This window comes from Hymenobacter sedentarius (genome assembly GCF_001507645.1).
In the GTDB taxonomy this organism is placed as follows: Bacteria; Bacteroidota; Bacteroidia; order Cytophagales; family Hymenobacteraceae; genus Hymenobacter; species Hymenobacter sedentarius.
Map to the genome: position 1 here is coordinate 3,253,340 of NZ_CP013909.1, position 26,078 is coordinate 3,279,417.

Consider the following 26,078-nt stretch of genomic DNA (forward strand, 5'->3'; position numbering starts at 1 on the left):
ATAACGAGCAACTGACTACTAATTTTGCCCAATGCGCGAAGATTTTCTCCATTACATCTGGCAGCACCAGTACTTCGATAAAGTCGATTTACGCACTGCCGATGGCGAAGAAATCCAGGTATTACGCCCGGGCCACCGCAACGCCGATGCGGGCCCGGACTTCCTAAATGCCCGCCTACGCCTGGGCGAAGTGGAGTGGAACGGCGCTGTGGAAATCCACCTCCGCGCCTCCGATTGGGCCCGGCACAGCCACCAGACTGACCCGAAGTACGACCAGGTAATCCTGCACGTGGTGGGTAGCCACGACGCCGACGTGGCTCGCACCAACGGCAGCCTCATTCCAACCCTGGCCCTGCAGCCGCGCCTAATGCCGGAGTTGCTGGCCCGCTACCAGGCCCTGGTGGAGGCACCGGCTGCTGCTCCCTTGCCCTGCGCCCCGCTCTTGCACCTGGTGCCCGAAATCACGAAAACTATGATGATAGAGCGCGCCCTGCTCGAACGGGTAGAACGCAAGGCCGACACCATCATGGACCTCCATAAGCACCTGGGCCAGGACTGGGAGGCCACGGCCTACCATGCCCTAATGGCGGCTTTCGGCTTTCAGAAAAATAGCGAGCCCCTGGCCCGGCTGGCTAAAGCGCTGCCGCTGGCGGTGCTCCGCCGGCATCGGCACGACCAGCGCCAGCTGGAGGCCTTGCTCTTTGGGCAAGCCGGATTCTTGTCTGAAAATGAGGAAAATGTCTCGGATGAGTACATTCAGGACTTGAGGCGCGAGTATGAGTTCCTGAGCCATAAATACGGCTTGCTATCCACGGCTCTGCACGTACACGAGTGGAACTACCTCCGCCTGCGGCCAGCGAATTTCCCACCCGTGCGCCTAAGCCAGTTGGCGGCCTTGCTGCATGCACGGCCGGCGCTGTTTGATGCCCTGCTGACGGCGCAAAGCGTGGCGGCGCTCACAGAGTTTTTTCAGGCTACGGTGCCGGCGTATTGGCGCACGCACTTCCGGCCCGGCCGGCCGGGCAAGGTGCCGTCCCTGGGCAAAAGCAGTACCGACCTGCTCATCACCAACGTGGTGGTGCCGCTGCGCGTGGCCTACGCTCGGCACGTAGGCCAGCCCGCCTTGGTCGAAAGCAGCGTGGCCCTTCTGAGTGAGCTGCCTGCCGAGCACAACCAATATACCGACGTGTACGACCTGCTCAATTTCACCCACCGCTCCGCCGCCGATTCGCAAGGGCTGCTGGCTTTGCATAAGAGCTATTGCGCGCCGCGCCGCTGCCTGCACTGCGCCATCGGCAATCGCCTGGTTCAGCAACCCCGGGTGGCTCGATGAGGCTGCTGCTTGCTTTTCTGTTGAATGCCGGGCTGCTGGCGGTGCTGGTGCCGTGGCTGCGGCGGCAGTGGCGCTGGGCCGGTTCGGGTTGGTGGCGCACCGTGCTTGCAGTGGGCCTCGGGCTGCGGGTGCTGGTGGGCATGGCCCGCAACTGGACCCCAAAGCTCGACGCGGAGTTTATGAGCGGAATCAGCAAGCAGGTCACCGCCCAGCTTTGGGCCAGCCCAAGCACCGCCGTCCAGACGCTCACCAAGGCCATAACCATCATGCACATCGGCAGCCAGAGCGGGGGCTACGATGCGGTGTATCAGAATACCTCCAATACCTGGATTCTTATCAAGCTGCTGGCGCTGCTCAATCTAGCTTCGCTGGGTGCCGGCTGGCTCAACGGGCTTTACTTAAGCGTATTCGCTTTTGCGGGGTGCTGGCTATTGGCTCGTGCCCTGGCTGAGGCACTTCCCCACACGCCGGCTGCGGCGGGGGTGGTGGGCTTTCTGCTGTGGCCATCGGTCTGGTTTTGGGCCACGGGCATCAGTAAAGAAGCGGTGCTGCTGGGCAGTGGGGCGTGGCTTATGGCCCGCGTGTTGAAGGGACTTTATGGTCCTCCGGAATCGGCAGGACAAGGTTCAGCCCAACAGCGAATTTTGTGGTGGCTGGGCACGGTTTTGCTGGCGCTGCTGCATTTTCAGATGCGGTACTTTTTTGCGCTGCCGCTGTTGGGGGTGCTGGGCGGCGTGGCCCTGGGGCATTGGCTGCAGCGCTTCGGTTTCGCTCGCTACCGTTGGGCGCAGGTTGCGGTTTTGGCGGCCGTGCTGGGCGCCGGGGTGTGGCTCGCGCCTCAATTCAGCATTGCTTTCAGCATCAATAAATTTACGTATCAGGTAATTCGGGTGTATTCCTTTGAAGTCGCCCATTCGGTGGGCCGGCCTCATTTCGAATATCCGGTCCTTCGTCCTACCATCGAAAGCATTGCGGCGCACGCCCCGCTGGCCGCGGTCAATACCGTTACCCGGCCTTGGCTTGGGGAAGCCTGGCAGCCCTTATATATTGCGGCGGCCCTCGAAAATGTGGCCCTATTGGGGCTGCTGATATTGGCTGCCGTGGGCACGGCCCGGGGCCGCGCAGGGCACCTGCCGTTTGGGCTGGGGCTGGGCTTGGGCATTTTTTGTGTGGTCCTGGCCATGCTGATTGGGCTAACTACGCCCAACTTCGGCTCCCTGAACCGGTACCGCAGCGAGCTGCTGCCGTTTTTGCTGCTGCTGCTTCTGCAGAACGATTATGCAGCAGCGCTGCTCCGGCGTGTAAGGTTGGGCAAGGGCACCCAGGCTAGCGGCAGGCCGGCTAAAACGTCGGCACGGCCGGTGGCGTAACTTTGCAGTTCGTTCTGCTGCGGCCGGGGCCTTTTTCTCCGGGGGTTTAGAACGCCCAATTGATAACGTATTTTATGGAAAACCCCGTCATTATTCTTGGTGCCCAAACGGTTGGCACGGCTGCCCTCGATGCTTTTCTGTCTAACGATGTGGTGGTGTACTGCCTGCTCGATGACGACAAAACGCTGCAAGGCACGGAGCTGCTCGACGTGCCAGTAATGGGTAACACCGACGACGGCGAGCTGCTGAAGCTGTTGGGCAAGAAATGCGAAGTATTTGTGGCCACCGACGACACCGCCAGCCGCCGCAGCCTTACCAACATGCTGCGCACCGAATACGAGGCCGTGCCCGTGAACGCCATTCACCAGCGCGCCAGCGTCGCCACCCACGCCACGCTGGGCCACGGCAACTACGTGGGACCGAATGCCGTGGTAGCCGCCACCGCGACCCTCGGCGATGGCTGCTTGGTGGGTGCCAACGCCGTAGTGGAAGCTCGAGCCACTGTCGGCAGCTTTGCCCAACTAGGCAGCGGGGCCTTGATTGGCGCCGATGCGCAGATAGGTGAGCTGGCCTTCATCGGGGCTGGCGCCGTGGTGGTGGCCGGCGTGAAAATTGGTGAAAAAGCCAGGGTAGGCGCCGGCTCGGTCGTGGTGGCCGACGTGGCAAACGGGCAAACCGTTTTTGGCAACCCTGCTGTTAAGGTATAATTAGGAATGAAGAATGAGGGATGAAGAATTGGCGTTTGTAGCCGTTCTAAATTCCTCATTCTTCATTCCTCATTCCTCATTAAAAATGTATCAGGTTCTTCTTTATTACTGCTATACGCCCCTCGCCAATCCGGAGCAGTTCCGGGAGGAGCACCATCGCCTGTGCCTGGAATTGGATTTGCGCGGGCGCATCATTGTGGCTACCGAAGGCCTGAACGGCACCGTATCGGGCACGGTAGAAAGCTGCGCGCGCTACATGGCAGCCGTAAAATCCGACCCGCGCTTTGCGGCCCTCGAGTTTAAGATTGACGAGGTACCGGCGCACACATTTCAGAAGCTGCATGTGCGCGTGAAGCCCGAAATTGTGCACAGCAGCCTGCGCCACGTGCGGCCGCATGAAAAAACAGGCCAGCACCTTTCGCCCGAAGAGTTCAAGGCCCTAAAAGACCGCGACGATGTGGTGGTAGTAGACGTGCGCTCCGACTACGAGTACAACCTGGGCCGCTTCAAAAACGCGGTGACCCTGGACATGGAGAACTTTCGCGACTTCCCCGAGCGGGTGGAGCGGCTCAAGGAATTCAAAGACAAGAAGATTCTCACCTACTGCACCGGCGGCGTGAAGTGCGAAAAAGCCAGCGCGTTCCTGTTGGAGCAGGGATTTGAGAACGTGTACCAGCTGCACGGCGGCATCATCAAGTACGGCATCGAAGCTGGGGGCGAGGATTTCGACGGCCAGTGCTACGTGTTCGACAACCGCGTGGCCGTGGACGTAAACCGGGTGAACCCCACCGTGATTTCGCGCTGCCAGCACTGCCAGCAACCCAGCAACCGATTGGTGAACTGCGCCAACCCGCACTGCAACGCCCACCTGCCACTGTGCGAAGCCTGCGGCGAGCAGCTGCAGGGCGCCTGCTCCGACGCCTGTGCCGCCCACCCCGACAAGCGCCCCTATGATGGCACCGGCGCTTATCCCAAACTCAGCAACCACTACAACCCCGCCCAGGGCCTTGCCTCGTATAAGGCATAGTAAGTACCAAGTATAGCCGAGCAATCAGCCCACTTACTAGCTTTCCCCTGTCCTCCAGCCCCTCACACCGAGCGCCCTGCTCTTTCCCCATGATAAAATCTTCCGAGCTCATTCTGAATCCCGACGGCAGCATCTACCACCTCAACCTGCTGCCCGACCACATATCCGATACCATCCTGACCGTGGGCGACCCCGGCCGGGTGGCACAGGTGAGCCGGCATTTCGATTCGATTGAGTTTGAAACCATGCACCGCGAGTTTGTGACCCACGTGGGCTACTACCGCGGCAAGCGCATCACGGTGCTGAGCACGGGCATGGGCACCGACAACATCGACATCGTGATGAACGAGCTGGACGCGCTGGTGAACATCGACTTTATGTCGCGCACCGTGCGCCCGGTGGAGGAGCGCATGAGCCTGCGCATCATCCGGCTGGGCACCAGCGGCAGCCTGCAGGCCGATGTGCCCATTGGGGCAATGCTGGCCACCGAGCACGCGGTGGGCCTCGACAGCCTGATGCAGTTCTACCCCCTGATGGAAACCGGCATTGAAACCGAAATTGCCACGGAGCTTCAGCAGTCGTTGGGCCTGGCCTTTGCGCCCTACGTGGTGCGGGGCTCCGATATCCTGCGCGAGCAGCTGGGCGCTGGCATGGTGATGGGCAATACGCTCACCTGCCCCGGGTTTTATGGCCCGCAGGGCCGCAGCCTGCGCCTAGATTTGCGCCAGCCCGACTACATCGCGCGGCTGCAGAGTTTCCGTCACCAGAGCGCCGAAGGCGTTTTCCGACTCAGCAACTTCGAAATGGAAACGGCGGGCTATTATTCCCTGGGCCGCATGCTGGGCCATGAGGTACTTTCGCTCAATGCCATCGTGGCCAACCGCGCCACTGGCGAGTTTGCCGAAAATGCCGGCGCCGTTGTGGATGCTATGATTGAGCGCACGCTGCTGCGCCTCTAGGCCATCGATGCAGAAGAATCAAAAAAGGCTTGCCAATTGGCAAGCCTTTTTTGATTAGGATAACGTGCACAAAATCCGTGCAATCCATTAAAATTCGTGCCCATCCGTGATTAGTAGAAGTCAAAGCCCAGCACGGCGCGCATGGGGAGTGAGGCGCCCGATTTCAGCGTGAGGTGGTCGGCATCGGCGGCCCAGATGGTGGTAGCTACGCGTTTGGTTGCGCCATCGGCGGTCTGGAAATAGATGTCGAGCTTGCCGTGGTAGGCGTTGCCCAGGGTGGCGGCGCGTTCGGCATCGGCGCGGCGGCGCTGACGGGCCGCTTGGTCGGTCAGCACGTCCTCGGGGGCGAAGCGCATGGTGGCCAAATCCTCTTTTTCGACTATCTCGACAGAGTGAGCAGCGGGCGTGAATGACATGGCGATATAGCTTAGCGGTACAGCAGAAAGATAGCAGGGAAACGCATAGATTCTTCCGGTTTGTAACGATAAATAAACCGCGGCAGTCTAAGTTTTTGATGAAAATATTTTAGGCAGTTGCGCCAAGAATTCCATGGTGTCGACTCGGTCGGCGTATTCGTCTACGCCGGGCGACTGGGCCTGGCCAAACGGCAGGCTTCCGGCAAAGCGCCCGCCGGCCGAAACCACGCATTGGGTCTGGGCTGCGATGTCGGTGAGCTGGTCTACCAGGTTGATTTCGCTGCAATACTCGGCGTAGTGCGCTACCGAAATAGGCGACACCAGCGCCGGACTGGGCCGGAGCAGAAAGAAGCCGTTATCGTAGTGATGCACGCGGTTGACGAGCAAGATGCTCTTATTGTAGTCGTAGTTGTTGTTGTACTTGTGGTGGTTAATCACGCCTTCGCAGGGTTGCAGAGCATCGAGCAGTGGAACAAAATCATAGTTCTCAGGTACGAATAGCTTGCTCACATTGCGGCAGCCCAACCCGTAGTACTGAAAGATATCGGGGCCCAGCAGGGCTAGCTCCGCGCTGCTTTCCTGACCCGTGAGCACGGCTACGCTGGTGCGGTTGCGGCGAATGAGGTGGGGCTTCTTGCCGAAGTAAAATTCGAAGTAGCGCGCCGTGTTATCCGAACCGGTGGCAATGAAGGCATCGGCGGCGTTGAGACGGGGCAGCACCTGGATAAAGTCGGCGAAGCGCGGCTCAATCCGGGTGAGTTCTTCTATCAGCCAAGTCATGAGCACGGTATCGTCGGCGCTGAGCTTGGCCAGGAGGATGTGGCCGCTGAGCAGCACGCACAGCAGGTCGTGAAAGCCCACCATGGGGATGTTGCCAGCCATTACCACGCCTACTTGGTGCACGGTGGTGGGCTCGGGCGGGTAGCGGGCGGCCCAGTGCCGCAGGGGCTCTTCGGCCAGCATGTGGGCGATGCCGGCCACGGCGGCCGTCACGCTAGGCTCGTCGAACCACGCGTTTTGGTTGCGGGCCCGGGCAGCCAGCGTGAGGATTTCGTCGGAGGAAAGGGCGGCCAGGCGCTGGCCAAGGGCCACAAAAGCAGCTAAACGTTCGGAGTGATTCATAGGTAAGAAAGGAGCCAGGAGCCAGAGGCGGGGCCCAAAGCGGGCAAATACCCGGCAAAATTGGGCAAAACCATGTAAACCCAGCCGCTGTTGGTTAATTTTGCAGGGCCAAAGAACGGCGCAGGCTCGTCGTTTTACGTAAAGCCCGCAGTTTCCACTTTGGTTTCCCTTCACTACCTGACCCCCGACGCCCTATGGCCATCATGATAACCGACGAGTGCATCAACTGCGGTGCCTGCGAGCCGGAATGTCCCAACAATGCAATTTACGAAGGCGGTGCCCAATGGCGCTGGGCCGATGGCACGACTTTGAAAGAGGTAGCCACGGCCGATGGCACTGTAGTGAGCGGCACCGCTCCCCAAACGCCAGTTTCGGACGAGTACTACTACATCGTGTCGGATAAGTGCACCGAGTGCGTAGGTTTCCACGAGGAGCCGCAGTGCGCCGCCGTGTGCCCCGTCGATTGCTGCGTGGACGACCCCGACTACCGCGAAACCCGCGAGCGCCTGCTAGAAAAGAAAGACTGGCTGCACATCGCTGCCTAAATCGAAAATACCGCGCTCAACAAAAAGGCCGCTTCTCATGAGAAGCGGCCTTTTTGTTGGTCGTTTTTATTAATTGCTGACCTATGTGCCGCAGTTAAAATACTTGTCATATGCCGACTCCGGAATGAGGTTGAGCCGGCTCATTAGCTTGATTGAGCCCTTGAATAACCGGAAGAACTGGTAGCTATTGGGGTAGTCGTGAAAAGTCTTGGGTGGCGCCGCCACAATTTCGTCAAACTCAGCGCGGGTCAGGCCCAGGCTGATGCACAGCGCTGTGACTTTGTTAAATTAGTTGAAATGACGAGTAGAAAAACTAAACACCATGATATAACAACACAATGCGAATAGCACTGGTTGTTGCCCAGTTGGGTATTCATGTGTCGGTAGGGAGTGCGTTTTCCGGGCCTGCGTTTCTAATGCCTATTTTTGCTCTTTCTGCTTCTTGTTATTTCCCTTATGTCCCTCGCCACCACCTATTCGCCCACCGACGTTGAAGCCAAATGGTACCAGCGTTGGCAGAAACAAGGCTTTTTCAAAGCGTCCCCCAACCCGAAAAAGGTCCCTTATACCGTAGTCATCCCGCCACCCAACGTAACCGGTGTGCTGCACATGGGCCACATGCTGAACAATACCATTCAGGATGTGCTGGTGCGCCGTGCGCGCATGCAGGGCAAAGAAGCCTGCTGGGTGCCGGGCACCGACCACGCCAGCATCGCCACCGAAGCCAAAGTAGTGGCTCAGCTCAAAGAGCAGGGCATCGCCAAGAGCGACATCACGCGTGAGCAGTTCCTAAGCCACGCTTTCGACTGGAAAGAGAAGTACGGCGGCATCATTCTGGAGCAGCTCAAGCAGCTCGGCGCTTCCTGCGACTGGGACCGCACCCGCTTCACCATGGAACCCGACCTGACCGAGGCCGTGCTCCGGGTATTTGTGGACCTGTATAAAAAGGGCCTGATTTACCGCGGCGTGCGCATGGTAAACTGGGACCCCGAAGGCCGCACCGCCATCTCCGACGAGGAGGTAATTGCCAAGGACGTGCAGGCCAAGATGTTCTACCTCAACTACGCTGTAGTAGGGCAGGAGGGTCAGTTTCTGACCGTGGCCACGTCGCGCCCCGAAACCATCATGGCCGACGTAGCCGTGGCCGTGAACCCCACCGACCCGCGCTACGCCCACCTGGCCGGCGCTAGCGTGCGCATTCCGTTGCTGGACCGCGAAATCCCGGTGATTTTCGACGAGTACGTATCGGTGGAATTCGGTACCGGTGCGCTGAAAGTGACGCCGGCGCACGACCTGAACGACTACGAATTGGGCCTGAAGCACAACCTACCCGTAATCGATATTCTGGCCGACAACGGCACGCTCAACGAGAAGGCCGTGCTCTACGTGGGCCAGGACCGGTTTGCGGCCCGCAAGCAAATCACCAAGGATTTGCAGGAGGCCGGCTTGCTCGATAAAATCGAAGAGTACGCCAGCATTGTGCAGACCTCGGAGCGCACCAAAGCGGTAATTGAGCCAAAGCTAAGCTTGCAGTGGTTCCTGAAAATGGAGCACCTCGCCAAGCCCGCCCTGGAAGTGGTGGAAAACGACACCGTGCGCCTGCATCCGCCCAAGTTCAAGAACATGTACCGGGCCTGGATGGAAAACGTGCGCGACTGGTGCATCTCGCGCCAGCTGTGGTGGGGCCAGCAAATCCCGGCCTATTACCTGCCCGATGGCACCTTTGTAGTTGCCCTCACCGAGGAGGAGGCCCTGGTGCAGGCCCGTACCCAAAGCGGCAACCACGACCTGCAGCTCAGCGACCTGCGCCAGGACGAGGACGTGCTCGACACCTGGTTTTCGTCGTGGCTGTGGCCGATTTCGGTATTCGACGGGTTCAAAGACCCCGACAATGCCGACATCAATTATTTCTATCCGACCAACGACCTGGTGACGGGTCCGGACATCCTTTTCTTCTGGGTGGCCCGCATGATTATGGCCGGCCTGGAATACCGCAAGGAAGTGCCGTTCAAAAACGTGTACCTCACCGGCATCGTGCGCGACGCGCAGGGCCGTAAAATGAGCAAGCAGCTTGGCAACTCGCCCGACCCGCTGGAGCTGATAGCCCAGTACGGCGCCGATGGCGTGCGCACGGGTATGCTGTTTTCGGCCCCGGCCGGCAACGACTTGCTGTTCGACATCAAGCTTGTGGAGCAGGGCCGCAACTTCTCCAACAAGCTCTGGAACGCCTTCCGCCTCGTAAAAGGCTGGGAAGTAGACGCTGCGTTGCCTTTCGTGAACGAGAAGCCCGTGGCCTGGTTCAACGCCAAGCTGCAAGCGGCCATCGTGGAGCTCGACGACCACTTCGAGAAGTTCCGGATAAGCGATGCACTAATGACGGTGTACAAGCTGGTGTGGGACGATTTCTGCTCCCAGTACCTAGAAATGGTGAAGCCCACCTACCAGCACCCCATCGACGCCGAAACGCTGCGCCACACCACCGCCTTCCTCGAAACGCTGCTCAAGCTGCTACACCCGTTCATGCCCTTCATCACCGAAGAGCTGTGGCACGAGCTGGCCGAACGCGGCCCCCGCGACTACGTGACCGTGGCGCCCTGGCCCAAAGCCTCAGGCCCAGCTGATGCCGCTCATAGGCTGGCTGAAATGGAAAAAGCTTTGGCAATTGTGGCGGGCATTCGCACCGTGCGCAACCAGAAAAACATCGGTCCCAACAAGCCCCTGGCGCTGGTGGCCAAGACCGATGAGCCCGCGCTGCTGACTAACTACGACGGCATCATCCGCAAACTCGGCAGCATATCCGAAGTAACCTTCGCCGATGCGGGCCCTGCGGCCTCGGTCAGCTTCGTGCTGGGCAGCAGCGAGTTCTTCATCCCGCTGGAAGGCCACATCGACATGGCGGCCGAACGCACGCGCTTGGAGAAAGAGCTGGAGTATGCCCAGGGATTCCGCGAGTCGGTGCAAAAGAAGTTGGGCAATGAGAAGTTCGCTCAGAACGCCAAGCCCGATGTACTCGAGCGGGAGCGCCAGAAACTGGCCGACGCCGAAGCGAAAATCACCGCCCTAGAACAGTCTATCCAGGCGCTGTGATAACTTTTGAAGCAACAAAAAAGCCACTTCCTGCTGCAGGAAGTGGCTTTTTGATTTTACGAGTTATAGGAATCAGAACTCCGGCTCAATTTCTTCGAATGCTTGCTCGGTGTAGCCTTCCCTTCCGCTAGTCAACGCTACTGCGGGATGCCGCCGGGCTGTTTTTTCTGCAGTGGCGCCAGCTGGTGTTGCAGCTGGAACGTAACCTTTTCGCAATCCGCGAAACGCTTTTGGGCCAGTTGCAACTCTTTTTCGGTAGCGGACAGCTGTTGGTATAAATAACCGATGAGGCCCAGCGCCAGTACCAGGGCCCCCAGGACAATAATGTTTTTCATGAGGTTCTATAAATCCTATAAATAGAAAATAGAACGTCATGCTGAGCGCAGCCGAAGCATCTCTACCGCTTCGTTGAGCCGGCTTTAATTAGCATTGAGGTAGAGATGCTTCGGCTGCGCTCAGCAGGACGTTCTGCGGGGTCAAAGCTTAGATAGCCGTATTGGGGTCAAACTGCTCCAGGTAGTCGGCTACCTTGCGCACAAACATGCCGCCCAGCGAGCCATCCACCACGCGGTGGTCGTAGCTGTGCGACAGGAACATGAAGTGGCGGATGCCGATGAGGTCGCCCTGCGGCGTTTCAATCACGGCGGGCTTCTTCTTGATGGCACCCACGGCCATGATGGCCACCTGCGGCTGCATGATAATGGGCGTGCCCATCACGTTGCCAAACGAGCCCACGTTGCTAAGGGTGTACGTGCCGCCCTCCAGGTCTTCGGGCTTCAGCTTGTTGATGCGGGCGCGGTTGGCCAGGTCGTTCACTTTTTTGGTCAGCCCGTTCAAGTTGAGCTGGTCGGCGTTGTGAATGACCGGTACAATCAGGTTGCCGCTGGGTAGCGCCACTGCCACGCCAATGTTGATGTCGCGCTTCTTCACAATGTAGTCGCCATCAATCGACACGTTAATCATCGGGAAGTCCTGGATGGCGCGGGCCACGGCCTGAATGAAGATGGGCGTGAAGGTCAGGTTTTCGCCTTCGCGCTTCTTGTAAGCGTCCTTGTGCTTGTTGCGCCAGTTCACCAGATCCGTCACATCAGCTTCCACAAAGCTGGTAACGTGAGGCGAAATCCGTACCGAGTCCACCATGCGCTGCGCAATCATCTTGCGCATGCGGTCCATTTCTATCAACTCCTGGCCACCACTCACGCTCGGCGCGGGCTTGGTGCTGGGAGCGGCTGCAGGGGCGGCCGGTGTGGCCGTAGCAGTAGGCGTGGCAGCGGGCTGAGGCTGCGCGGCAGGCGCGGCCGCGGCAGGTTCGGCTGGGGCAGCGGCGGGTGTCAGCGCCTTTTTGCCGTTGGCGACATAATCCAGGATGTCTTTCTTGGTCACGCGGCCTTCTTTGCCGGTGCCGGGCAGGTATTCCAGGTCGGTCATGCTCACGCCCTCTTCGCGGGCAATGCTCAACACCAGCGGCGAGAGGAAGCGGCCGGGCTGATGCACCGCATTGGTGGCGGGCTGCATGCCGCGTTGGGCTGCCTGTGGGGCGCCGGCTTCGGGCAGGTATGGCACTTCGGCTACGCCCGCATCTACGGGTACGCCGTTGCTGGAAGGAGCGGGAGCGGCTTGCGCAGCACTAGCGGGCGCAGCCGTTGCGCCCGCCGAATCGGTTTCCATGATGGCGATGGGGGCCCCTACGGCTACTACCTGGCCTTCCTGCACCAGAATTTCCTGCAATACGCCCGCATAAATGGCTGGCACTTCGGTGTCTACTTTGTCGGTGGCCACTTCCAGCACCGATTCGTCCTGCTCAATCGTGTCGCCGACTTGCTTGAGCCATTTCAGGACGGTGCCTTCCATGATGCTTTCGCCCATTTTGGGCATCGTCATTTCCACTCGTGCCATATTAGGAGGGGTATTTTGGGAATTAAGGGTGGGATGGGAATTTGGTGGGGCAAAGGTAGCCAGAAAGCCGAACGCCCCCGGCGCTTGGGGCGGCGGGGGCGTTCGAATTAGAATTAAGGGCTAACTATATCGCCGGCAGTGCGATGAAAGTGCTTGCGCTTCAACTTCCGGCGAATGGCGGGTGGGATGGAGCCGCCGTCGTTGTAACGGCTAATAACAGCGGCCTCTTCTTCGACGCTGTACTGACTTGCCTTCAACATCCCCGCGATAGTAAAGGCGGTATTAGCCAAAGCGTCTCGACGGGTATCCTGCGTAGCGATTGGGCTACCAGCACGTTGTGCCCGGTACGCCTTGACCGCCGTACTGTCACTGAATGACAGCAAACCTTTGGCACTGCCGCGTTTCTCCCTAAACAATTTGTGCACGGCGAAAACAGTGTCTCGGCCTTGGCAAAAAGCAGGTAACGGGCTGACTAGCAACAGGGCACCAACAAGCAAAAAAACTCTCATCAATTCAAGCTAAGCCAAAGTATAATCAGGGAAAAGAGGCCAACCGGACCGTCAACAGTTGCAGCCTTCTCCCGATTTCTTTAATAAAGCCGAATCTGTGGAATGCCATCCTCGGTCAAATCGCCTCCTGCTTCGGCAACTCCTTTTTGGTAATCGGTGAAGCAGATTTTGCTGTTCGACGCAAATTTGCTGGCCGGGTCTTGAATGATAATCACATGGGGAAAGGTGCCAAACTCCTTGCCTTCGTACAGTAAGGTCTTTTTAATGCCTAAGTCGGGCTTGTTTACCACATCGACGTAGATATCCCGGCCGCCTTTAGCACCAGGCTTCGCAAAAAGAACCGTGGTTTCAATGTTGCCATTGCAGGATTTAGCGCAGCCGTTAAGCAAAAAACAAGTGCTCAAGATGAGGCCAAGTGGAAATAGCTTTTTCATGGTCGGTACAAATCAAAATTGAGCCAACAGCAACGCCTAACCAAAGATGATTAGGCGTTGCTGTTGGCTCAACGTAGAAAGCTTAAATCGACGAGAAATCGAACGACTGCTCCAGAAAAGCCGTCGTGAAATTGCCTTCGCGGAACTGCTCGTTATCCATCAGCGCGAGGTGGAACGGAATGGTCGTTTTCACGCCTTCCACCACAAACTCGCTCAGGGCACGCTTCATTTTTACGATGCACTCTTCACGGGTTTGGGCCACGGTGATGAGCTTTGCAATCATCGAGTCGTAGTTAGGCGGGATGGTGTAGCCCGCGTACACGTGCGTATCCACGCGCACGCCGTGGCCGCCGGGAATGTGCAGCGTGGTGATTTTGCCGGGAGCCGGGCGGAACCCGTTGCGCGGGTCTTCGGCGTTGATGCGGCACTCCATGGCGTGCATCTTCGGGAAGTAGTTCTTGCCCGAAATCGGGATGCCCGCGGCCACCTTGATTTGCTCCTTGATGAGGTCGTAGTTGATGATTTCCTCGGTCACGGGGTGCTCCACCTGAATGCGGGTGTTCATCTCCATGAAGTAGAAATCACGGTTTGCATCCACCAGGAATTCAATGGTGCCCACGCCCTCGTAGCCAATGGCCGATGCGCCGGCAATGGCTGCTTTGCCCATTTTCTCGCGCAGCGCGTCGGTCATGAACGGGGAAGGCGCTTCCTCCACCAGCTTCTGGTGGCGGCGCTGGATGCTGCAGTCGCGTTCCGAAAGGTGGGCTACGTGGCCGAACTGGTCGCCCACAATCTGCACCTCGATGTGGCGGGGCTCCACCACAAATTTCTCCAGGTACATGCCATCGTTGCCGAACGCTGCCTTCGATTCCGTGCGGGCGTCGTCCCAGGCTTTCTGGAATTCGTCGTCGCTGTGGATAATGCGCATGCCGCGCCCGCCGCCGCCAGCCGTGGCCTTCAGAATAACGGGGTATTTAATTTTGTTGGCAATCTTCTTGCCCTGCTCTACCGAGTCGAGCAAGCCCACCGAGCCGGGAATGCAGGGCACGCCGGCCTTAATCATCGTGGCTTTGGCCGTAGCCTTGTCGCCCATCTGATTAATCATCTCGGGCGCGGCCCCGATGAACTTGATGCCGTTCTCAGCGCAGATGCGGGAGAATTCCGCGTTTTCCGAGAGGAAGCCGTAGCCGGGGTGAATGGCGTCGGCGTTGGTGATTTCGGCGGCCGAAATCAGGTTGGGCATGCTCAGGTACGACTGCGACGAGGCGGGCGGGCCGATGCACACGGCTTCGTCGGCAAACTTTACGTGCAGGCTTTCCTTGTCAGCGGTTGAGTACACGGCCACCGTCTTGATGCCCATTTCCTTGCAGGTGCGGATAATGCGCAGGGCAATTTCGCCCCGGTTGGCGATGAGTATTTTCTTGAACATGGGTGGGATAGTCAGGAATAAAAAAACTGTCATCCTGAGCGGAGCGAAGGACCCTATCAAGTCAGAACAAGTCGTTCAAACATGATAAGGTCCTTCGCTCCACTCAGGATGACAGGCGTATTAACTACTCAATCAAAAACAAAGGCTGGTCGTATTCCACCGGGGTAGCATTTTCTACCAGGGCTTTCACGATGCGGCCGCTTTCTTCGGCTTCGATTTCGTTGAACAGCTTCATGGCTTCGATAATGCAGATAACCTGGCCTTTTTCCACCATGTCGCCTACTTGCACGAAGGCCGGAGCATCGGGGCCGCTGCTGCGATAGAACGTGCCAATCATGGGCGCTTTCAGGGCCTTGTGGTTAGCAGCGGGTGCTGCTTCTGCGGGTGCCGCAGCAGCCACCGGGGCAGGAGCCGGAGCCGCCACCTGAGCCGGAGCCGGGGCGTGGGTATGGGCCGGGGCAGCCATGCTCACTACTTGTTTGGTGTTGGGGTCACGCTGCACCGAAATCTTGAATTCCTCGGTTTCAATGTTAACCTTATTGAGGCCTGATTTGGAGATAAAATCGAGCAGTTCCTGTATTTCTTTGGCTTTCATGGCAGCGTCCTTTTTGGGCGAATCCTTACTTGACTCTTTCGACATAAGCGTAGTTGCGGGTGTCCACCCGAATTTTGGTGTCCTGGTCGATGAACAGCGGCACCTGGATGCGGGCGCCGGTTTCAACCGTGGCGGGCTTCAGGGTGTTGGTAGCCGTGTCGCCCTTCAGGCCGGGCTCGGTATACGTTACCATCAGCTCAACGGTAGTCGGCAATTCGGCGGTGAGGGGCTGTTCGGTTTCGGCGTGCATCAGGATGGTTACTTCCTGGCCTTCCTTCATCAGGTCGGCAAAGGGCACCATGGCGTCGGGCAGCACAATCTGCTCAAAGGTGCTGGTGTCCATGAAGGTGTAGCCGTAGTCGTCCTTATAGATGAACTGGTGGGGGCGCTGCTCTACGCGGGCCGTTTCCACTTTCACCCCGGCGTTGAAGGTGTTGTCGATAACGCGGCCGGTCTTGATGTTACGCAGCTTGGTCCGCACAAAGGCCGGGCCTTTGCCGGGCTTCACGTGCTGAAATTCGGTGATGACGTGCAGCTCGTTGTTGTAATTAAGAACGAGCCCGTTGCGGAAGTCGGCGGTACTTGCCATGGCTTTATAATCTATTAGCGTATAGCACGGGGCTAATAGCTGGTTTGGATGGGAAAGAAATGTAATTCAGCGCAAAGGATGCAAAGCTAACAGCTATTAGCTTCTGGCTACCGCTGCGCCATCATACGCCCATTTGATATAGATGGAGCCCCAGGTGAAGCCACCCCCGAAGGCGGCCAGCACCAGGTTGTCGCCGCGCTTGAGCTGGCTTTCGTAGTCGGCCAGGCACAGCGGAATGGTGGCGTTGGTGGTGTTGCCGTAGCGGTGAATGTTGAGCATCACTTTCTCGGGGCCCACACCCATGCGGTTGGCTGTGGCGTCGATGATGCGCTTGTTGGCCTGGTGCGGTACCAGCCAGGCCACGTCGTCCTTGCTGAGGTGGTTGCGCTCCATTACCTGGGCGGCCACGTCGGCCATGCTCTTCACGGCAAACTTGAACACCGTGGCGCCCTCTTGGTAAATGTAGTGCTCCTTGGCGTCCACGGTGGCGTGCGACGGGGGGCGGCGGCTGCCGCCGGCTTTCTGGTGCAGATAGGCCTCGCCGCTGCCGTCGGTGCGCAGCACGTGGTCGAGCAGGCCGTAGCCTTCGGAGTTGGGCTCCAGCAGTACCGCCGCGGCACCGTCGCCGAACAGGATGCAGTTGGCGCGGTCGGTGTAGTCCACAATGGACGACATTTTATCCGCACCCACCACAATCACCTTCTTGTAGGTGCCCGCTTGGATGAACTGGGCGCCCGTGGCTAGCGAAAACAGGAAGCTCGAGCAGGCCGCGTTCACGTCGTAGCTGAACGCCTTGGTGATGCCCACGCCATTGGAAATGATGTTGGCCGTAGCCGGAAACAGCACGTCGGGGGTAGTGGTGGCGCAAATCAGCAGGTCGATGTCCTCGGGGTTGGTGCCGGTTTTATCCAGCAATTGCTGCACCGCTTTGATGCCCATCACGGACGCGCCCTGGTTTTCACCCTTCAATATGCGGCGTTCCTTGATGCCGGTGCGGGACATAATCCACTCATCGGTGGTTTCCACCAGCTTTTCAAGCTCAGCATTGGTAAGCACATATTCGGGCACATAAGCGCCCACGCCGGTGATGGCAGCAGTAATCTTCATATGGGCAAAAGTAGGCGTGGTAAGCGAAAAATGGGCATCGCAACAGAAAAAAGCGCGACCATTTCGCGCTCGAGGTGCCGCCAAGGGGTGCCAGGGAGTTTTAAGAAAAAGCCGGCCGGGGCCAGCAGTTTCTCCCTTCGCTTAAAGCTGGAGTTATGACTTAAATGTAGCCTTTATTTGGTCGACAATGCCGGAATCCGCCATGTTGTAGCCCTGCACCAACATGTTGCAGATAGCCAGCGGCGTGCTCCGGCCGTGGCCGATGATGGCGTTGTCGTTGATGCCCAGGATGGGCGAGCCGCCCACGGCCTCGTAGTTGAACTTGTCGAAGAACGGGTCGTGAATCTGTTTCTTGTCCATCATCTCGTAGATGGACTCGGCCATTTTCAGCAAAATGTTGCCGGTGAATCCATCGCAGACCACCACGTCGGCCTTTTCGTTGAACATGTCGCGGCCTTCGATATTGCCCACGAAATGAATGTGCGGGTTGGCTTTCAGCAGCTGGTGGGCGGCCTGGGTGTTAGGGGTGCCCTTGCCTTCTTCTTCGCCCAGGTTTACCAGCCCAACTTTGGGCTCGGCAATGCCCAGCACGTACTGCGCATACAGGGAGCCCAGCTCACCAAACTGCTCGAGCATTTCGGGTTTGCATTCGGCATTGGCGCCCACGTCGAGCAGGATGCCGAACTTGTCTTTGAGCTTGGGAACGAAGTTGGCAATGGCCGGGCGGATTACGCCGGGCACGGCCTTCACCGTGAACATGGCGCCGACGAGCATGGCACCCGTGTTGCCCGCCGAGCAAAATGCGTCGACCTCGCCCGCCAGCAGCAGCTTGTAGCCCACGGCAATGCTAGAGTCCTGCTTTTGTTGGAAAGCTTTGGCCGGGTGCTCGGCCATTTCGATAATCTGCGTCGCAGGCACGAATTCGAGGGCGGCACCGGCGGGGCCAGCTGCTTGGAGCAGCGGCCGCACGGCGTCTTCCTGACCAATGAGGACGATGGTGGCCCGGCCGGCGAGTTCTTCGGCGGCCAGCAGGGCACCCGCCACGGCGGCTTGGGGAGCGAAATCGCCGCCCATTGCGTCGAGGGCTATTTTCATGTAGGAGGTGTTTGGGGAGGTCAGGGAAAGGGGTAGTAACTACAAGTCCGGCCCCGCTGGCTTAAAAAAGGAGCGAAGCCGGACCGTAAGGTACCGCGAAGTAACAACCTGACGCGTTATTCGTCGTCGCCGGTGGTATCGGCAGCGGGAGCAGAACTCACCTTCGAGTAGTTTTTGATGGCCAGCTGGCCGTTGTGGTACAGGTCGCCGTCTACTACATAGGCCTTGTGGCGCAGGTGCAGCTCGCCCGTGTTGGGGCACAAGGTAACGGCCTTCGGAGTAAGCTTGTAGTGCGTACGACGCTTATCGCGAACGGAGGAAGAGGTGCGGCGCTTAGGATGAGCCATGGGAAATTATGTATTATGAGTTTTGAATTATGAGTTGGGAGTGGTTGGAGCGACTCGCGGCGCTGACGGGTTAGTTCAGGTTGCGCAGGGCGGCCCAACGCGGGTCGGCCGGCTCGTCGTCATCGGGCGCATCATCGGCAGGACGGGTGCTGAAGATGAGCTTGGTGGGAGCGTCGGGGTTGTCGTCGGCTTCGTCCTGGAAGCGCGGGTGCAGCTTCTTCATGGGCAGCGCCAGGCCGATGTAGTCGTACAGGTGCTGGGCCAGGGGCAAAGCCTGGGTTTCAGGCGTGATTTGCAGCACGTTGTCGTCCAGCTCCTTGTTCTCATCGCCGAAGCGCACCAAGAGCTGCTCTTCAATGTCCAGCGGCTGGTCGAACTCGTCGAGGCTGCGGTCACAGGTCAGGCGCACGGTGCCGGTGATGTGAAAATTCAGGGTGAGGAGCCGCTCGGTTTTGATTAGCTCAACGTCGGCGTGCAGGTTGCCTTGCTCCACCAGGGGCTGGTCGAATAAGGCGAAAAAGTCGGGACCCAACTCGAATTCAAAATGGTGCGTTTTCAGCGCCAGCTTGGCAAGATTGAGGTCGTATTGGCTTTCTTTTTTCACGGTCGGCTTGATAGCAGGGGGCAAAAGTAGTGAAATTCCGGCTTTTTGCCAAAAGATAAGCCCAACTTTCTTAGCGTTTTCAGTCAGCTACCGCTGGTGTTTACGCTGATGGTCAGCTCTTCTCTGGCAAAATGTGCAGCTCACTATACGTGGCCCACTTTTTATTGATGCCCCAGATTAGCCCGCTTCCGCTAGCGCGCCGAGCGAGGCTGGGCATCTTCCCAGCGCTGCCGCCACACCTCGCAGGCGAGGTAAACCGCTGCCCGGAACGACGCTTCGCTGGCCTTGAACTGCCCCGCCAGGCCGTACGCCGTGCCGTGGTCGGGCGAAGTGCGCACCACCGGCAGACCCGCCGTGAAGTTCACTCCGCGCTCAAATGCCATCAGCTTGAAAGGAATCAGGCCCTGGTCGTGGTAGAGTGCCAGCGTGGCGTCGAACTGCCGGAATTGCTGGGTGCCGAAGTAGCCATCGGCCGGGAAGGGGCCAAAGACCAGGTGGCCTTCCTGGGCAAACTGCTGGATAACGGGCGTCACGGTATCGGCTTCTTCGCTGCCCAGCAGGCCGTTTTCGCCAGCGTGGGGGTTCAGGCCCAGCACCGCGATGCGCGGCTTGAGAATGCCGAAGTCTTGCGTGAGCGACTTGAGCAGCAAGGTGATTTTGGTGCGCAACAGCTCCGCAGTGAGGCGCCCGGGCACATCCTTGAGCGGGATATGACCCGTGACAGTAGCAATGCGCAGTCCACCTTCGTCCACGAGGAACATCAGGCTCTCCGGTGCTCCGAAAAACGTGGTGAGGAACTCGGTGTGGCCGGGGTAGCGGAACTCATCGGACTGGGTGTTGTCCTTGCTGATAGGCGCCGTAACGAGGGCATCGAGCTTGCCGGCTTTAAGGTCGCGGCTGGCGGCAAGCAAACTTTCGCGGGCGGCTTGGCCGGTGGCAGGTGAGGGCTTGCCGGGGGCGAGAACAAAGTCCTCATCCCAGCAGGTCACGGCGTTGAGCCGGCCGGGGGCAATATCGGCCGCGTCGCGCAGCTGCCGGAACGTGAGGTGTTCTGCGTCGGGGTCAACCGGGAAATCGTCAAACAGCGCGGTGGCCGTGCCATAAATGACCGGGGTGCAAATCTTGAGCAGCCGCTCGTCGAGCAGCGTTTTATAAATAACCTCGGGGCCGATGCCGGCAAGGTCGCCGACCGAAAAGCCTAAGCGGGGAAGGGAGGGGGGCATTGTACTAATCTAGAACGTCAGGCAAAAAGAACGTCATGCTGAGCTTGTCGAAGCATCTCTGCCGCTTCTACTGTCATCCTGAGCAGCGCGAAGGACCTTCTCACGGCTGAACAAATCGTCCGGACGTGATAAGATGCTTCCTTCGTCAGCATGACAGACGGCGCGAGCGAGATGATTCGACAAGCTCAGCATGCCACCTACTTAGTCAATTGATTGGTCAAGAACTGGTACAGCAAACGCACGCCGGTACCGGTGCCGCCCTTGCCACGGTAGCTCTCGGCTGCGGTTAGGAAGGCCGGTCCGGCGATGTCGAGATGCAACCAAGGGTAAGCCTCGGCAAAGCGCTCCAGGAACTTGGCGGCGGAGATTTGGCCGGCCTCGCCCTTGCCCAAGTTGCTGAGGTCGGCAATGTCGGACTTGATGTGGTCGGCGTACTCGTCCCACAGCGGAAACTCCACCAGGCGCTCGTGCACGCGGTAGCCGGCAGCGGTAAGTTCCTGCTTGGTGTTGGCATCGGCGGTGCCCATCACGGCGGAGGCTTCGGTGCCCAGGGCGCGTACGGCGGCGCCGGTGAGGGTGGCCAGGTCGATGACCAGCTCCGGGTCGTATTTCTTGGCGAAGCTCAAGGCGTCGGCGAGGAGCAGGCGGCCTTCGGCGTCGGTGTTTTTTACTTCAACGGTGAGGCCGCTGTGCATGGTGATGACGTCGCCGGGGGCGTAGGCCAGGCCGCCGGGGCGGTTGTCGGTGGCGGGCACCAGGCCGATGACGTGCAGGGGGACGTTGTTTTTGGCCAAGGCGTAGAGTGTGCCGGCTACGGCCGCGCCGCCGGCCATGTCGCACTTCATCATATCCATGCTGTTGGGCGTAGGCTTGAGGCTGAGGCCACCGGTGTCGAATACGACGCCCTTGCCCACCAGCACGTAGGGCTTGGCGTTTTGGGCGCCGGCGGGCTTCCACTCCAGGATGCTGAAGGTGGGCGGCTCGGGCGAGCCCAGGTTAACGGCCAGCAGGCCGCCCATGCGCAGGGCTTCGATTTTGGGGAGGTCGAGGATGTCGGTGGTGTAGCCGGCTTCGTCGCCAGCGGTGGCGATGCTCTCGGCGAGCTGGAGGGCATTGAGCTTGTTAAGCGGCGCATTGACCAGGTTGCGGGCCAGGAACACGCCTTGCAGCAGGCCGTCAAGGGCGGCTACTTCCTCGGGAGTGGCGGCGTCGCCCACAATGGAAACAGTGGTGAGGCTAGCGGACTTGCGCGATTTGGCGTCGGTTTTGTAGCCTTCAAACTGGTAAGCGGTGAGGGCCAGGCCTTCGGCCAATAGCAGGGCCGCGTCGGGCGTGTCGCTTAGGTTGTGAATGAACAGCTCGGCTACTTTTTCCTTTTTGAGCAGGGCGTGCAGGGCGTGGCCGCTGCGGCGCAGGGCCTCGGCTATCTGCTCGGGCGTGGGCTTCTTGGCCAGCACCACGAAGTAGTGGTGATGGCTGAAGTGGTTGAGGTGAACGAGCTTCTGGTCGTCGGCGAGGGCCGCGGTCACGTACTGCTGGGCTTGGGCCGAAAGGTCGCCAGCGGCGGCAGCAGGCAGGGCTTCGGTGCCGTGCGACAGGATGAATACCTGCGAAGATTGGGCCGGCGCGGCGGCCACGTGGGCAAGGGCTAGGGACATGAGCGGGAGTGAAGGCCGTAGATTTGAGGCCGCAAGGTACTGTTTAGGTGGCGAGGTTTTGACAGAACGGTTAGCAACGTGCTGCCGAGCTTGCCGCAGCAGCCTTGCGGTCTCGCTTAACAGCTGTGGTTCCCTGCATAGTAGCGCTGTCGGGCCGTTGCCTTCGGCCTAGCCTGGGCGGCCAGACGTATTGTTTCTTTATCAAATAGCTCCATCGTGAATACCGTTCGCCCCAAAAAACACCTCGGCCAACACTTTCTGGCCGACCCCAACATTGCGCGCCGCATCGTGGGCGCCCTGCAGCTGCCCGATGGCGTGGGGCAGGTGCTCGAAATTGGGCCCGGTATGGGGGTGCTCACGCAGTACCTGCTGGAAAACCCGACCTACCAAACCAGCGTGGTGGAAATCGATACCGAGTCGGTGGCCTACTTGAAAGCCCACTACCCGGCCTTGGCCGACCGCATCTACGCCACCGACTTCCTGCGGCAGGACTTGGGCACGATGTTCCCCGGCCAGCCGCTGGCCATCATCGGAAACTTCCCCTACAACATCAGCAGCCAGATATTTTTCCAGGTGCTGGCCAACCGGCAGCAGGTGCGCGAAGTGGTGGGCATGATTCAGAAGGAAGTAGCCCAACGCCTGGCCGAGCCGCCCGGCTCGAAAACCTACGGCATCCTGAGCGTTCTTTTGCAAGCCTATTATAAAATCGAGTACCTGTTTACCGTGCCGCCGCACGTGTTTGTGCCGCCGCCCAAAGTGGAGTCGGCCGTGGTGCGCCTCACGCGCAACGAAACCGAGCAGCTCGACTGCGACGAGAAGCTGTTTTTCCGGGTGGTGAAGCAAGCATTTCAAACGCGGCGCAAGACCCTGCGCAATGCGCTAAAGCCCTTCGGCCTACCACCGGAGGCTACCACCGATGCAATTTTCGAGAAGCGGGCCGAGCAGTTGGGCGTGGCTGAGTTTGTTGGGCTGACTCAGCGCATTGGGCAGCACAATGCGGGCTTGAGTGCCGCCCTGCCCGATTTGGACTCAAATGATTTTGTGGAATAATTCCACTAAATGCTTTTGAAATGAAGCTTTATAGGGTTCTGATTCTGTTACTCCCGCTACTCATGCTTTCAGGTTGTTTTTGGGGCGATGAATACGAGACCAAGCACTTAGTAGGACATTATTATCTGGATGAGACAGAGCCTGATTCCGGTGCTTGGTATTTGCATTTTGACGATGAAGAATTTGGCTTAGCTGATGCGCTTTTCAATTGTCCGGTAGTTGATGCAGGATTTAATGATAAATGCATCATTAAGAGGGCCGTTTGTACCACGCCTCAATTCTACATCGCCCGCATGACTGGTACAGCTGACCGTGAGGTAGCACGAAGAAACATTCTCGGTCCGCTGACTAAAATAGAGTTTAACGAAGCGCTACATAAACTGTGTGGAAACGCAATTCCACGGTTTGATTCGAATTTGACAAAAGCTAGCAAATGGTGAATACCTGCTTGGTAGTCGATGAGATGCACCCGTCGCTTGAGCCGATGCTGCAAGCCATTGGCGTATCGATAAACTATTGCCCCAACCTGACGGCTGCCGAAGTACCTGCCGCCCTTGCGGCTTTTCCCTACGAGGGCTTGATGGTGCGCAGCAAGCTGCGCGTGACGGCTGACCTGCTGGCCCACGGCCCGCACCTGCGCTACGTGGCCCGGGCCGGCGCCGGGGTCGATAATATCGATGAGGCCGCCATGGCCGCGGCTGGCGTCACGCTGCTCAACGCGCCTGAGGGCAACCGCGACGCGGTGGGCGAATATGCCGTGGGCCTGCTGCTGGCGCTGTTCCGCAACATTGCCCGGGCCGACCACGAAGTGCGCCAGGGCCAGTGGCAGCGCGAGGCCAACAGGGGCGAGGAAATCGGTGGCAAAACTGTGGGGCTGCTGGGCTATGGGCACATGGGCCGGGCGTTTGCGCGCCGGCTCAGCGCTTTTGGCTGCACCGTGCTGGCCCATGACATTGACCCAAGCTGTACGGCCGATGATTACGCTACGCTGGTAAGCCTGCCCGAGCTGCAGGCCCGCGCCGAAGTGCTGAGCCTGCACATACCGTACTCGCCGGCCAATCATCATTTTGTCGATGAGCGCCTGCTCGCTGGGTTTGCCGCGCCGATTTGGCTGCTCAATACGGCCCGGGGCGAAGTGCTGAACCAGGCTGCCTTGGTACGGGCGCTGCAGGCCGGAAAGGTGCGCGGCGCGGCCCTCGATGTGCTCGAAAATGAACGGCTTGGCACGCTTACTCCCGAGCAGCAGCAGCCGTTTAATTTCCTCGCTTCCTCTGCCAACGTTGTGCTTTCGCCCCACATCGGCGGCTGGACGCACCAGAGTTACGCCCGCATCAACGAGGTGCTGGTGCGCAAGATTGCGGCTTTCCGACAGGTGCGGCAGGGAGCGACGGCGGGGAGCTAGCCCGTTTTTGCGTATCTTTGCAGTGAACCTAAGAAGGGAGAACGGTTGGCAGTGCCAGCCGTTCTCCTTGCTTTTTAGCCAAACCCACCAGCCGCTACATCCATCATGTCCACCATCAACTATTACACCCCCGAGGGCCTGCAAAAACTGAAGGAGGAACTCCAGGACCTGAAAGTCCGGGGCCGGGCCAAAGCTGCCGAAGATTTGCGCGAAGCCCGCGACAAAGGCGACCTGAGCGAAAACGCCGAATACGACGCCGCCAAGGACGCCCAGGGTTTGCTGGAGCTGAAGATTTCGAAGCTCGAAGAAGTTGTCGGCAATGCCCGCGTCATCGACGAGACGAACATGGACTTCACCAAGGTGCTCATCATGAGCAAGGTGAAGCTCAAGAATCTGAAAAACAACATGGTGCTCGACTACACGCTGGTAGCCGAGGAAGAAGCCAACCTGGCCGCCGGCAAAATCTCCGTGAAGTCGCCCATCGGCAAAGGCTTACTGGGCAAATCGGCCGGCGACATGGCCGAAATCATTGTGCCGGCCGGCAAGCTGCAGTTTGAGATTCTGGAAATCAGCCGGTAGGCTATAGTTGTCGGTTGCTAGTTTTTAGTTGTTAGGGCAGTTCCGCAAGGGACTGCCCTAACTGTTTTGGGGCAGTTGCCCGGCGTTGGGCAGCGGGTTCTCGTTTATTTGCATCAAGTACCTGACAACCGACAACGAACCACTGACAACTAACGCCCCATGCCTTCTATTTTTTCGCGCATCGTTTCCGGCGAGCTGCCGGCGTATAAAGTAGCCGAAGACGGCCGCCACCTGGCGTTTCTCGACATCACGCCCTTGGTGGAAGGCCACACGCTGGTGATTCCCAAGAAGGAAGTCGACTACATCTTCGACCTGCCGACGGATGAGCTGGCCGCGCTGCACGTCTTTGCGCAACGAGTAGCGAAGGGAGTGCAGGCCGCCGTGACTTGTAAGCGCATTGGCGTGGCCGTGATTGGACTGGAAGTGCCGCACGCGCACATTCACCTCATTCCGATGAACAAGGTGTCGGACATGAACTTCGCCAACCCCAAAATCAAAGTGCCCGAGGCCCGCATGCAGGAACTGGTGGCGGCAATCGCGGCCAAAGTAGAGGGCGGCAGCGGCCTGAGCGAAGCAAAAACTAGCTCAAGTGCTGACTCCGGGGCCGCAGTGCCATCGGAGCTAAAAAAGCAGGTGGATGGCCTGATGTTCATGAGCGAATCGGATGCTCCGCTGGAAGCCGTAGCATATGCTGCTCCTGGTGGGGAGTTGTCGGATGCGGCACTGCTTAAGGCGGTGGGTGAGCCCGCGGGCAGCAAAGTCGAAACCGTGGAGCTCACCCAATTCCTGCGCAACCACACGGCCGATAACGGCGTGCTGGGCGACGAAAAGCTGGCCAACCGCTACAAAGCCCTACAGATGTTTATGAAGCAGGAACTGGATGGCACAAAAGTGTACCGCGTGGGCACTGGGCCGCAGGTGCACGCCTACGCGCTGGGCCGCACTGCCGATGGCACCTTGGCCGGCTTCAAAACCGTGTTGACGGAAACCTGAGG

26 protein-coding genes are annotated in these 26,078 nt (G+C 59.0%); 12 read left to right on the top strand and 14 right to left on the bottom strand.

From position 1 onward, the window contains the following. Positions 1-31 precede the first annotated feature (31 nt). From AUC43_RS13360 to AUC43_RS13380, 5 genes are all read left to right on the top strand, one after another. Positions 32-1,333: a DUF2851 family protein gene (locus AUC43_RS13360; protein WP_068194461.1), complete on the top strand. Its 1,302-nt coding sequence runs from the start codon at positions 32-34 to the stop codon at positions 1,331-1,333. Next, complete coding sequence (locus AUC43_RS13365; protein ID WP_157781073.1) at positions 1,330-2,703, top strand: hypothetical protein; 1,374 nt, start codon at positions 1,330-1,332, stop codon at positions 2,701-2,703. Before AUC43_RS13360 ends, AUC43_RS13365 begins: the two co-directional genes overlap by 4 nt. Positions 2,704-2,777: 74 nt before the next feature. Continuing rightward, entirely contained in the window at positions 2,778-3,410 is a 633-nt protein-coding gene (locus AUC43_RS13370; RefSeq protein ID WP_068194467.1) for a DapH/DapD/GlmU-related protein, read from the top strand. Between the two features lie 85 nt (positions 3,411-3,495). Then, positions 3,496-4,437: an oxygen-dependent tRNA uridine(34) hydroxylase TrhO gene (gene trhO / locus AUC43_RS13375; RefSeq protein WP_068194470.1), complete on the top strand. Its 942-nt coding sequence runs from the start codon at positions 3,496-3,498 to the stop codon at positions 4,435-4,437. 89 nt (positions 4,438-4,526) lie between these two features. Beyond that, entirely contained in the window at positions 4,527-5,396 is an 870-nt protein-coding gene (locus tag AUC43_RS13380; RefSeq protein WP_068194476.1) for a nucleoside phosphorylase, read from the top strand. Between the two features lie 110 nt (positions 5,397-5,506). On the opposite strand, the gene AUC43_RS13385 is transcribed toward AUC43_RS13380, so the two are convergent. Together AUC43_RS13385 and AUC43_RS13390 are read right to left on the bottom strand one after the other, a co-directional pair. Further along, the gene (locus AUC43_RS13385; RefSeq protein ID WP_071885916.1) at positions 5,507-5,812 is read right to left on the bottom strand and encodes a hypothetical protein; all 306 of its coding nucleotides are present in this window, start codon (positions 5,810-5,812) and stop codon (positions 5,507-5,509) included. An 87-nt stretch (positions 5,813-5,899) separates the two neighbouring features. Then, on the bottom strand, positions 5,900-6,934 hold the full coding sequence (locus AUC43_RS13390) for an acyl-CoA reductase (protein WP_068194482.1): 1,035 nt from the start codon (positions 6,932-6,934) through the stop codon (positions 5,900-5,902). Between the two features lie 194 nt (positions 6,935-7,128). Between AUC43_RS13390 and AUC43_RS13395 the strand changes: the two genes are divergently transcribed. Together AUC43_RS13395 and AUC43_RS13400 are read left to right on the top strand one after the other, a co-directional pair. Further along, positions 7,129-7,479, top strand: a complete 351-nt coding sequence (locus tag AUC43_RS13395; RefSeq protein WP_068194483.1) for a 4Fe-4S dicluster domain-containing protein — start codon at positions 7,129-7,131, stop codon at positions 7,477-7,479. A gap of 456 nt (positions 7,480-7,935) precedes the next feature. Next, a complete protein-coding gene (locus tag AUC43_RS13400; protein WP_068194487.1) occupies positions 7,936-10,566 on the top strand; it encodes a valine--tRNA ligase in 2,631 nt (876 codons plus the stop codon). 137 nt (positions 10,567-10,703) lie between these two features. On the opposite strand, the gene AUC43_RS13405 is transcribed toward AUC43_RS13400, so the two are convergent. The 12 genes from AUC43_RS13405 to AUC43_RS13465 all read right to left on the bottom strand — a co-directional run bounded on the left by AUC43_RS13405 (position 10,704) and on the right by AUC43_RS13465 (position 22,052). Next, positions 10,704-10,901, bottom strand: a complete 198-nt coding sequence (locus AUC43_RS13405) for a hypothetical protein (protein ID WP_068194490.1) — start codon at positions 10,899-10,901, stop codon at positions 10,704-10,706. A gap of 148 nt (positions 10,902-11,049) precedes the next feature. Beyond that, the gene (locus AUC43_RS13410) at positions 11,050-12,462 is read right to left on the bottom strand and encodes a dihydrolipoamide acetyltransferase family protein (protein WP_068194493.1); all 1,413 of its coding nucleotides are present in this window, start codon (positions 12,460-12,462) and stop codon (positions 11,050-11,052) included. 589 nt (positions 12,463-13,051) lie between these two features. Next, entirely contained in the window at positions 13,052-13,405 is a 354-nt protein-coding gene (locus AUC43_RS13420; RefSeq protein WP_068194499.1) for a hypothetical protein, read from the bottom strand. Between the two features lie 82 nt (positions 13,406-13,487). Further along, entirely contained in the window at positions 13,488-14,834 is a 1,347-nt protein-coding gene (gene accC, locus AUC43_RS13425) for an acetyl-CoA carboxylase biotin carboxylase subunit (protein ID WP_068194502.1), read from the bottom strand. 124 nt (positions 14,835-14,958) lie between these two features. Next, positions 14,959-15,429, bottom strand: coding sequence for an acetyl-CoA carboxylase biotin carboxyl carrier protein (accB, locus tag AUC43_RS13430; RefSeq protein WP_068198607.1), 471 nt, complete (start codon positions 15,427-15,429; stop codon positions 14,959-14,961). 25 nt (positions 15,430-15,454) lie between these two features. After that, positions 15,455-16,018: an elongation factor P gene (gene efp / locus AUC43_RS13435; protein WP_068194505.1), complete on the bottom strand. Its 564-nt coding sequence runs from the start codon at positions 16,016-16,018 to the stop codon at positions 15,455-15,457. 96 nt (positions 16,019-16,114) lie between these two features. Then, the gene (locus tag AUC43_RS13440) at positions 16,115-17,125 is read right to left on the bottom strand and encodes a beta-ketoacyl-ACP synthase III (RefSeq protein WP_068194508.1); all 1,011 of its coding nucleotides are present in this window, start codon (positions 17,123-17,125) and stop codon (positions 16,115-16,117) included. A 153-nt stretch (positions 17,126-17,278) separates the two neighbouring features. Next, on the bottom strand, positions 17,279-18,220 hold the full coding sequence (gene plsX / locus AUC43_RS13445; protein ID WP_068194509.1) for a phosphate acyltransferase PlsX: 942 nt from the start codon (positions 18,218-18,220) through the stop codon (positions 17,279-17,281). 116 nt (positions 18,221-18,336) lie between these two features. After that, on the bottom strand, positions 18,337-18,567 hold the full coding sequence (gene rpmF / locus AUC43_RS13450; RefSeq protein ID WP_068194512.1) for a 50S ribosomal protein L32: 231 nt from the start codon (positions 18,565-18,567) through the stop codon (positions 18,337-18,339). A 70-nt stretch (positions 18,568-18,637) separates the two neighbouring features. Beyond that, positions 18,638-19,171: a YceD family protein gene (locus tag AUC43_RS13455; RefSeq protein WP_068198614.1), complete on the bottom strand. Its 534-nt coding sequence runs from the start codon at positions 19,169-19,171 to the stop codon at positions 18,638-18,640. A 191-nt stretch (positions 19,172-19,362) separates the two neighbouring features. Further along, entirely contained in the window at positions 19,363-20,394 is a 1,032-nt protein-coding gene (pdxA, locus tag AUC43_RS13460) for a 4-hydroxythreonine-4-phosphate dehydrogenase PdxA (RefSeq protein WP_068194515.1), read from the bottom strand. Positions 20,395-20,591: 197 nt separating this feature from the next. Continuing rightward, positions 20,592-22,052: a leucyl aminopeptidase family protein gene (locus AUC43_RS13465; protein WP_068194516.1), complete on the bottom strand. Its 1,461-nt coding sequence runs from the start codon at positions 22,050-22,052 to the stop codon at positions 20,592-20,594. A 216-nt stretch (positions 22,053-22,268) separates the two neighbouring features. On the opposite strand from AUC43_RS13465, the gene rsmA reads away from it, so the two are divergent. The 5 genes from rsmA (at position 22,269) to AUC43_RS21855 (ending at position 26,076) form a co-directional block, all read left to right on the top strand. Next, a complete protein-coding gene (gene rsmA, locus AUC43_RS13470) occupies positions 22,269-23,102 on the top strand; it encodes a 16S rRNA (adenine(1518)-N(6)/adenine(1519)-N(6))-dimethyltransferase RsmA (protein ID WP_068194519.1) in 834 nt (277 codons plus the stop codon). Positions 23,103-23,164: 62 nt separating this feature from the next. Further along, the gene (locus AUC43_RS20995; protein ID WP_157781074.1) at positions 23,165-23,542 is read left to right on the top strand and encodes a hypothetical protein; all 378 of its coding nucleotides are present in this window, start codon (positions 23,165-23,167) and stop codon (positions 23,540-23,542) included. Then, entirely contained in the window at positions 23,536-24,504 is a 969-nt protein-coding gene (locus tag AUC43_RS13475) for an NAD(P)-dependent oxidoreductase (RefSeq protein ID WP_068194521.1), read from the top strand. The genes AUC43_RS20995 and AUC43_RS13475 overlap by 7 nt, the downstream gene beginning before the upstream one ends. Before the next feature lie 105 nt (positions 24,505-24,609). Beyond that, on the top strand, positions 24,610-25,083 hold the full coding sequence (gene greA, locus AUC43_RS13480; protein ID WP_068194524.1) for a transcription elongation factor GreA: 474 nt from the start codon (positions 24,610-24,612) through the stop codon (positions 25,081-25,083). A 159-nt stretch (positions 25,084-25,242) separates the two neighbouring features. Continuing rightward, entirely contained in the window at positions 25,243-26,076 is an 834-nt protein-coding gene (locus AUC43_RS21855; RefSeq protein WP_071885917.1) for a nuclease A inhibitor family protein, read from the top strand. Positions 26,077-26,078 lie beyond the last annotated feature (2 nt).